At 46.4% G+C, this 10,031-nt stretch carries 5 protein-coding genes and 1 CRISPR repeat array; of the genes, 4 read left to right on the top strand and 1 reads right to left on the bottom strand.

The window, feature by feature from the left end:
- Window positions 1-112 precede the first annotated feature (112 nt).
- The 4 genes from RWJ96_RS06580 (at window position 113) to RWJ96_RS06565 (ending at window position 5,502) form a co-directional block, all read left to right on the top strand.
- Entirely contained in the window at window positions 113-2,413 is a 2,301-nt protein-coding gene (locus tag RWJ96_RS06580) for a sodium:proton antiporter (protein WP_314019585.1), read from the top strand.
- Window position 2,414: 1 nt separating this feature from the next.
- Entirely contained in the window at window positions 2,415-3,263 is an 849-nt protein-coding gene (locus RWJ96_RS06575) for an alpha/beta hydrolase-fold protein (protein ID WP_314019583.1), read from the top strand.
- 153 nt (window positions 3,264-3,416) lie between these two features.
- Window positions 3,417-5,249: an MBL fold metallo-hydrolase gene (locus RWJ96_RS06570; RefSeq protein WP_314019582.1), complete on the top strand. Its 1,833-nt coding sequence runs from the start codon at window positions 3,417-3,419 to the stop codon at window positions 5,247-5,249.
- Window positions 5,250-5,259: 10 nt separating this feature from the next.
- The gene (locus RWJ96_RS06565; RefSeq protein WP_314019581.1) at window positions 5,260-5,502 is read left to right on the top strand and encodes a DUF3006 domain-containing protein; all 243 of its coding nucleotides are present in this window, start codon (window positions 5,260-5,262) and stop codon (window positions 5,500-5,502) included.
- 276 nt (window positions 5,503-5,778) lie between these two features.
- Here the strand turns inward: RWJ96_RS06565 and RWJ96_RS06560 are convergent, their stop codons facing one another.
- Window positions 5,779-6,264, bottom strand: coding sequence for a flavodoxin (locus RWJ96_RS06560; protein ID WP_314019579.1), 486 nt, complete (start codon window positions 6,262-6,264; stop codon window positions 5,779-5,781).
- Window positions 6,265-6,764: 500 nt separating this feature from the next.
- Window positions 6,765-10,031: direct repeats of the CRISPR family, unit length 36 nt; unit sequence GTTTAGTTACCAGTCAGAATGTCACTGCGCCAAAAC.

Raw genomic sequence — 10,031 nt, 5'->3', positions numbered from 1 at the left:
GCGGACTTGGCGCTCGCCGCCAGCCGGCGCCCAGCGCTCGCTGCACACCCGGCGCTCGCTGCACAGCCGCCGCGGGCGCGCCGTTGCCACCTACGACCAGAAAGGAAGCCTGATGGAGACATTTCAGTTTGTGCTCATTGTTTTGACCTGCGTCGCGGCTTCCTCGGTTATCGACAAGTTTGTCAACGTTTCCATCCCCGTTATCCAGGTTGTTATCGGCCTGCTTGTTGCGCTCGTGCTGCCCAGCGTCCAGGAGGTTCACCTGGAATCCGAGCTCTTTATGCTGCTCTTTATTGCCCCACTCCTGTTCAACGAGACGAGAGAAACCAACATTCGTGCACTTCTCCTCAACCTGAACAGTATTTTGTCGCTGGCGATTGCTCTCGTAGTTGTCAGCGTGCTTTCAGTCGGCTATGCCCTCCACCTTATGGTCCCCTCAATTCCTCTAGCTGCGGCGTTTGCGCTGGCCTCGGCCCTGGGGCCAACCGATGCAGCCACTGTCACCGCGCTTAAGTCCAACATCCACCTGACCCATCGCCAGCAAACGCTTCTCTCGGGAGAGTCTCTGATTAACGATGCATCAGGCGTCGTTGCATTCCAGTTCTCCGTAGCTGCGGCCGTGACGGGCGCGTTCTCGCTGGTAGACGCAGCGGGATCTTTCACAGTGCTTTTTGTGGGCGGCGTGGCAATGGGAATTGTCACTGGCTTTGCCTTCTCTGCCATCAACGCAATGCTTGGTAGGTTGGGTTACGAGGACACCGTTGCAAACGTCCTCTATGAAGTACTGACACCGTTTCTTGTCTATCTCCTTGCCGAAACCTTCCACGTTTCTGGCGTACTTGCTGTTGTAGCAGCCGGCTTGGTGATTGCGCTCCCACGAAGGCAGAGCAATAATGCGCTATTTGCAAGGCAAAAATTGGTCTCAGATTCCACGTGGAAAGTCATTAGTTTCCTCATCAACGGCACCATCTTTGTCTTCCTAGGAATGCAGCTCCCTCTTGCCGTACTTCCTGGCACCAACGGCGGCCTCAATATCCTGCAGATTCTAGGAATTGTTGTCGTGATTACCCTGTTCATGCACGGTGTCCGCTTTGCGTGGCTCTACGCGTTGGAAACTTACAAGCTCCACAAGGGCGGCCATCTCTGCACCGGAAAAGACGCCGTCGACGGCGAGAATGACCTCGCAGGTAGCAGCCCCGACGGCGAGAAACCCGACCAGCCGCTCGCTGAACTGGGCTCGGAGCAAACCTCGGAGCAGATCGCTGAGCAGCCCAAACCCACGTGCGCCATAAAGCCCATCTCAATCACGTCGGCCGAGGTCATCAAGAACGTGCTGGTTACCACTATTGCAGGTGCAAAAGGTGCGGTAACGTTATCGATTATCCTCACCTTGCCTCTCACAACACAGTCCGGAGCAGCGTTTCCGCAGAGGGATCTGCTGATTACCATCGCCGCCGGCGTTATTCTCGCCACGTTGCTTTTAGCGGACAATCTGTTACCCGTGCTATCAAAGTCCCCTGAAGCAGACTCTGACCTGCCCGAACGTCTCCATGAGGGAGAGATTGCCGTCTTGGAAGCAACGCTTGCGGAGCTCAGGAGATTGCTGCAGTCGGAAAACTCCAAAGCAAAGTATCTACCTGCGCTTCGTTTGACTATCACGCGCTATACCAACCGCTTGTTTGCCTCTCGCATCACTGTCCCTGGCTCGGGAGAACTTGTCAAAAAGCTGGTCCTTCACGAGACAGAAGTCCAGCAGAAATGCCTCGAGGAGCTACGTGAGCGCCATATTAAAACGCACAACCCCATTCCGTGGGATCAAATTGTCGATGACATTACTTCAATCCGCAGGTCAGTAGGCTATTACGGACCTATTGCAAATATTGCTGCAACAACAAACCACCGCTCGCGTATTACCGTTGCTCTTCACGAGCTTAAGCTGGCAGCGCAACGCATCATCGACGGCGAAATCAGGCACCTTGAGGACGCAGACCAGTCCTACTACCAGGCGTGTTTATACGCGCTTGAGATGGAATACGCGGAGCTTGATGACCTGGAACGCATCGCTAACGGCGACGATGAGGAGTTGGCGGTCATCGCATCTAATCTGATGATCGACCACGAGTCAGCAATTGAGTCCATCTGGGGCCGCATCAATATCAATGATGAGCATGACTCCAGCACCACCCAAGTCTCCTACCTGCTGCCTTACAACCTGAGCTCACACAAGATGTCGCCTCACTTTAGGCAGCAGATTGCGGACGCTCGAAAATACGCCGACGACGTGGCAGAAAACGCCCTGCGCATTGAGTTGGACCAGATTTCGCGCCTGCAGTTTGAGGGTGTCATCGACCGCGAGGTTGCCTCTCACCTGCGCGAAAACGTCTACTACCTGCAAATGACGTTGAGTGAGTAGCATGAGCGCTACACCAGATACGCACCACGCCGCCGATGCGGCTACGCATCCCATCGCCGACACGGCTACACGCCCCGCCAACCCCGTGGCGAGAAAAACGACCATTTCCGGACTTTCCGTCCACACGCAGATGTCCTCTGTAGCTGGAGCTCCTATTGTCTACCTCTTGGGTGACGTGGCCGACAACTCCCCCGTTCAGGTACCTGAAGGCGTCAGCCTAGTAAACATCGGCATTGACCTGTGGGAAGAGAACTTCTCGCCCTGGTGCGCCCCGCGCGTTTTTGCCAAGGGACCCAACTTTGGCGACGGCGCCCAGAAAACGCTCGATACCCTTATCAACCAGGTCATCCCCTGGACGGAGTCGGCGCTCACTGAGCCACCAGCGTATAGGGTTCTTGTGGGATACTCACTTGCAGGCCTATTCAGCCTCTGGGCTGGCGTGACCCAATCTGGCATTTCGCAGCAGGTCGCACGCGACTGCCAGCACGACACCGCTACGGCGCCGCAGCTCAGCGCCCTCGCCCCGTCGCAGCCTTACGCCGCCCCCACCCCAACCTTTCAGCGCATCGGAGCTGTCTCGGGATCGTTTTGGTTTCCGGGACTTTTGGACTACGTAGATCAGCAGCTCAACGAAGGAGCGGTCGGCCTCACACACGCCTATCTTTCTCTGGGTGACCGAGAAGCACGAACTCCCAATCCGCAAATAATGCACGTACGAGAAAACGCCGAACTTCTCGCTAGCAGGTTTGAGAACGCGGGAATTACCTCAACGTTTGAACTCAACCGTGGAAATCACTTCCAAAACGTTGAAGGCAGAATGCAGAAAGCCCTGGACTGGCTAGTTAAATAATTTCTTTTTTAACGTAAATTGATTATCGACTTATGTCTCATAACGCTTGACAAGCTAAATTTACCATTCACCGTTATTTTATCTTTCACGTTTTTGAATAGTGTTAAATTTTAGTCTTGGACGATTCAGTAATACGTGTTCTAATGAGGCTTTATGTTTGATCCAAAAGAAATTGGCAAGCAAATTGCAAAAATTAAAAATGCTGCAGAATCTCTGCCTAAAAAAGCTGGTGACCTAGCATCGCAAGTAAAAGAGGGTTATGACGAGGAGATTAGTAATAACACACAGCAGAAAATAGACTCACCCAAAAAGTCTGAATCACCAGAACCTCCTGACGCTAATGACACAAAGATAGTAGAGGATTCATCCAAGCATTCTGCTACGCCAGAACCTCCTAACAGCAGCTACGCAAAACAAGAAGAACCAGAATCAGATAAAACACTCGCCAGCAATGTTTCAAACAGCCAGAAAACTACGCAAGAACAACCTACGCAAAAACAACCTACGCAAGATCATCAAAAGAATTACTTTTTTGCCTTAATACTCTCTATGTTTTTTGGCATTTTTGGTATACCCCAGTTTTATTTAAAGGGTTGGAAATCAGGCTTACTTAGATTGATTATCAACTTTACATTACTCATTTTTACGGCAAACTTCGGCCAAAGATGGCTTGTGACGTTGGTCTTTGTATATCCTATTCTTGAGTGCTATATGTACTTCATTTTTAACGATATAAATGCGCCAAAAAGACTTTTACGCGGAGAAATCAAACCTCATAAAAGATATACCAGCAAAGAAAAAATAGGCATGGCCTTAGTCGCTCTTAGTACAGTGTTTTATCTTAGTGCGGCATACGCGCAGCCCGCTCCAACGCATACTTCTTCTCCAGAACCTACAAAACACGAGGTTACAACTCCTGCACCTGCTCCTGTAATTCCTTCTGTTCCAAAAGAAGAAAAGAAACCTGCTGAGGTAACCATTAAATATATTAATGTTGGACAGGGAGACGCTATTCTTATAGCTTTACCTGAAAAAACAATTCTCATAGATGCTGGACCAACTGAGTCTAGTTCTCAAGTTGAAAAAGAACTCAAAGAGCTCGGACGGAACAAAATTGATTACCTCATAGCAACCCATCCAGATGAAGATCATATTGGTGGAATGGCTGATATCATTTCAAATAATGATATTGGGGTAATTTATGCTCCGAATAAAACAAACAATACTGCAACGTATAAGAATTTACTTGAGACTATCCAAAAGAAAAATTTAAAGATTACTCCTGCTGTAGCCGGTACAGTAATCGACCAAACCAAAGACTATAAAGTTGAAATTCTTTGGCCCTCAAAAGATGCAAATTTCTCTGACACAAATGATTACTCAGTAATTATCAAACTGACCTTTGGTGATAAAACGTTTTTATTCACCGGTGATGCACCAATTAAGGCTATTGCAAGCAGTAATCCAGGCCATATTGATGTATTAAAAGTCTCCCATCATGGCTCAGACACAGGAACAAACGAGGAGCTTATCCATAAGCTATCTCCAAAATATGCTGTAATTTCATATGCTGTTGATAATTCATATGGGCACCCGATGCAGTCAGTACTTGATGTCCTTCATCAACACTCTGTCGAAGTATGGGGTACTGGCGCAGATGGAACCATTACTATTACGTGTGATGGTAAAACAATTAAAGTATCTGGCGAGAAAAACGATTCAGTTGTCGCGCCTGCTCCTAAAGAAGAAGAAAAGCCAGAAGAAACAACAACCTCAGAAGAGTCGACAACCTCTGCACAAACTACACCTTCAGAAACAACACAAACCCACGATAGATCTCAAGATACAGTTTATGTGACGCGTACAGGAAAAAAGTATCACCGCGAATCCTGTCCGTCTTTCAGGAGAAATACTGTACTCACAGAAATGACCCGTGAAGAAGCTGAAGCAAATGGCTACGAGCCTTGTAATCGATGCAATCCATAAGGAACTCATAATGAAAGCAATCATTGATCGATTTGAAGACAACAATCTTGCCGTGCTTGAACTAGATGACCAGCCAGGCAATATGCTGACCGTTTCTATCAACGAGCTACCGAGCGATGCTTGCCAGGGTGACGTTCTTTACTACCAAGATGGCACGTGGATGTTAGCTAAGGAAGAAACCGCTCAGCGACACTCCGATATCGACGAGCTGTTCAACTCCTTGCTTGCACATGATGATGCGGAAACTGAATAGCCCCAGATAAAGTCTAAAATATGCGACTTTAGAATATTTATAAAACTGCACGTCAACCTATAAATATTCGATTTTCGCATATTTTGTAATACACCCATCTACCTGCATAAATAAAAAGACGCCTTGTCGAGAAAGACGTCTGTGTAAGACACTTTTATCCAAGAAAAATGTGATATATTACATATAACACTGGCGCGCATCCTCGCTCTGCAGAGAGAGAGGGCACGCCATTTACTTTATAGGGCCGCGATAGCCGCGGCCATTCTTTTCTCATCTTCAGCTAGAAGTACTCGCATCGTCTAACCCTATCGAATCCAGCCATTTTTGCACTTCACTAAAAGTATACGTACCTTTTACTGCCAGCCCTGGTATCACGCGAGAAGTACCACATTCTCTCTGATACTCCTCAATCATATTGCCAAATCCTCCACCGCCATGCGTGCAGAACGGAATGACTGTCTTACCACTCAAATCCGTTGCCCTCAAGAACGAAAGCACCGGAGGAGCAAATGTTTTAAGCCAGTTTGGCGATCCTATAAAAACAGTATCAAAGTCAGCAACATGTACTTCACTTGGCATAAGTGCAGGACAAACGCCCTTTTCTATTTGCGCTCTAACCTCTTTTACCGCCGTGTTATACGAGAAAGAATAGGGATCTTGAGGCTTAAGCTCCAGCAGCTCACCATCGGTAATCAGCGCAATATCCTCTGCAAGCCTTCTTGTAATGCCGGAATATGAATAGTACACAATCAAAGACTTCATGTAAGGATCTCCACTACCATCCGAGAAGAACGTGCTGTTGAAGCATTACGTCAAAATATTTGCCACAAGTATAGTTGATAGGATTGCGCGTCCGACCGGTTTCTCACAGCAAGCATATGCTACAGTGAAACAAAAGCACCCTCGCTATCCCCGCTTGTGGGATGACCGAGGTGCTTTTTGCTGGCGTACAACCACACATCAAAATCTACACTAAACAAAAAGCCGCTCTAAGGCGGCTAATAACAACGGCCAGGAATTGCACCTGAGTCATCTCCAACAAGGGCACTGCTTACTATGCTACGCGTTGTTAAAGTAATTCTACATTCCTTCAATATAATGTCAACAAAATTGATTATGACCAGCGCTTTCCGTCTAGATCTAAATGAGATAGCCAATCTTTATCTAACATCACCAATCAAAGTATCACTACGCTAAAACCTAAAGATACCCACGCAAATCCACATCAAGTAGAATCGGGTGGGTATCTTTATTAACTATTATGCCTAATTTTAGCCAGAATGTCACTGCGTCAAAACGTGAAGCTACTCCAACTCGTGCAGAACCAGGTTTAGTTACCAGTTAGAATGTCACTGCGCCAAAACATCAATCAAACAATTAAACCACGTATTACAGTTTAGTTACCAGTCAGAATGTCACTGCGCCAAAACCTTCAAAAATCTATGTGCAAGCAATCAGATGTTTAGTTACCAGTCAGAATGTCACTGCGCCAAAACTTATGTCACGAGAGAGTAGAGTCGTTTCTGGTTTAGTTACCAGTCAGAATGTCACTGCGCCAAAACAACGCCGTTAGCGCCAAAGGCTACGCCTACGTTTAGTTACCAGTCAGAATGTCACTGCGCCAAAACCAATACCCGTACGCTGAGCAACAGCCATAAGTTTAGTTACCAGTCAGAATGTCACTGCGCCAAAACCTCATAGCAGACTTATCAATGTAAGAAAGCGTTTAGTTACCAGTCAGAATGTCACTGCGCCAAAACTTACTGTTTGCGTATAATCCCAAATATCGGTTTAGTTACCAGTCAGAATGTCACTGCGCCAAAACGTTGACTTGTCGATACGTACCAGCTTAGAAGTTTAGTTACCAGTCAGAATGTCACTGCGCCAAAACCTTCAAAAATCTATGTGCAAGCAATCAGATGTTTAGTTACCAGTCAGAATGTCACTGCGCCAAAACTTAGTACTTGTAACCGCTTCGGCATAATCCGTTTAGTTACCAGTCAGAATGTCACTGCGCCAAAACTTAGGCAAGGATAGGGGTCTTACGACCCCTGTTTAGTTACCAGTCAGAATGTCACTGCGCCAAAACGGACTATGCTGAAGCCGTAACAAGCACAAAGTTTAGTTACCAGTCAGAATGTCACTGCGCCAAAACCTTCTCAGTTCTTGCGCCTTCTTTGCAGCCGTTTAGTTACCAGTCAGAATGTCACTGCGCCAAAACGACATGGACGGAACAATAGCAGACCTATACGTTTAGTTACCAGTCAGAATGTCACTGCGCCAAAACTGACGCTAAGGGGTACAAGTTCTCAGGCGTTGTTTAGTTACCAGTCAGAATGTCACTGCGCCAAAACATATTCTGAACCGTCACAAAAGAAAAATAGGTTTAGTTACCAGTCAGAATGTCACTGCGCCAAAACCTCTTATCTATGCCACGTTTTCAGTTTGTGGTTTAGTTACCAGTCAGAATGTCACTGCGCCAAAACTTTGTCCTGGGAACTTAATCCAGTGCTGAAGTTTAGTTACCAGTCAGAATGTCACTGCGCCAAAACAATGGCTTGTGTGAAGATTGGAGCGGTTAGGTTTAGTTACCAGTCAGAATGTCACTGCGCCAAAACGCAAGGTTGAGCCAATCTTAAAAGCCACTAGTTTAGTTACCAGTCAGAATGTCACTGCGCCAAAACTACCGCTGATTGATGTTTCTGAACAGAAAAGTTTAGTTACCAGTCAGAATGTCACTGCGCCAAAACTACTACCCCCTACCAATTCCCGTACCCTCTAGTTTAGTTACCAGTCAGAATGTCACTGCGCCAAAACATCATCCCATCCAATGGCGTAACTCTTTGTGTTTAGTTACCAGTCAGAATGTCACTGCGCCAAAACGGACAATGATGTTTGTGATAATGATTGATGTTTAGTTACCAGTCAGAATGTCACTGCGCCAAAACGTAGTCATATGGTAGTCATATGGTATAGGTGTTTAGTTACCAGTCAGAATGTCACTGCGCCAAAACGTGAGTGCTGACGTTAAGGGAGCAAACGCTGTTTAGTTACCAGTCAGAATGTCACTGCGCCAAAACCCTAAACTGTTCCATTGCCGACGCTGCTAAGTTTAGTTACCAGTCAGAATGTCACTGCGCCAAAACTCACAATTATAAATTAGTTATAAGTCAAGCGTTTAGTTACCAGTCAGAATGTCACTGCGCCAAAACAACAATGACAAAATAGAGTATATAACGGTTGTTTAGTTACCAGTCAGAATGTCACTGCGCCAAAACGCTAAGGCTGAGGCTGAGGCTGAGAGTTTGGTTTAGTTACCAGTCAGAATGTCACTGCGCCAAAACGGCAACGCAGGCGTAAACTGTGTAAAAGAGTTTAGTTACCAGTCAGAATGTCACTGCGCCAAAACGCATGTTCCAGGAAGCTCAAAATTTCTCCAGTTTAGTTACCAGTCAGAATGTCACTGCGCCAAAACTGTGTGGCTGAAGTCGGTCACGAAGGTGTCGTTTAGTTACCAGTCAGAATGTCACTGCGCCAAAACGAGGCTCAAGGTTTAGGCGATGCGGTAAGTGTTTAGTTACCAGTCAGAATGTCACTGCGCCAAAACCAGCATCAAGTGCAGCCGTAAGAGTATCAAGTTTAGTTACCAGTCAGAATGTCACTGCGCCAAAACTATATAGTTAGTGAAATTCTTGATAACTATGTTTAGTTACCAGTCAGAATGTCACTGCGCCAAAACTGTGAGAAATTGAATATTCAAGGTGATTTGGTTTAGTTACCAGTCAGAATGTCACTGCGCCAAAACACCGCCTGCGTAAGCGTCACGCAAAACAACGTTTAGTTACCAGTCAGAATGTCACTGCGCCAAAACATAAGAGTTAACCTTAACAGTGATACCGTTGTTTAGTTACCAGTCAGAATGTCACTGCGCCAAAACGCGTCTTTGTAATCGGCTTCGTTCGTGATGGTTTAGTTACCAGTCAGAATGTCACTGCGCCAAAACTAATTGCTTTCCGTACCAATCAGGTGTATCGTTTAGTTACCAGTCAGAATGTCACTGCGCCAAAACCCATTTTAATAAGGCAGCTTGTTCTCTTTGGTTTAGTTACCAGTCAGAATGTCACTGCGCCAAAACAAGCATCACCAAATGATGTGATTGCTCCGTGTTTAGTTACCAGTCAGAATGTCACTGCGCCAAAACATTCATCTGTGCAAGCTTAACAGACTGCACGTTTAGTTACCAGTCAGAATGTCACTGCGCCAAAACTCCAAGTCGCGTTTCTCAAATTGCAAAGCAGTTTAGTTACCAGTCAGAATGTCACTGCGCCAAAACCGATATTTGTATATTTTGTGTAGAAAGTGGGTTTAGTTACCAGTCAGAATGTCACTGCGCCAAAACTGAATAACACTTTTGAAAATAGCAAATATGTTTAGTTACCAGTCAGAATGTCACTGCGCCAAAACCAAGAAATCGCATACGTCTTTAGCGACAAGTTTAGTTACCAGTCAGAATGTCACTGCGCCAAAAC

The organism is Lancefieldella parvula, from assembly GCF_963547875.1.
GTDB lineage: Bacteria > Actinomycetota > Coriobacteriia > Coriobacteriales > Atopobiaceae > Lancefieldella > Lancefieldella parvula_D.
The sequence above is the reverse complement of the archived record's forward strand: the minus strand, read 5'-3'. Positions and strand labels throughout refer to the sequence as shown.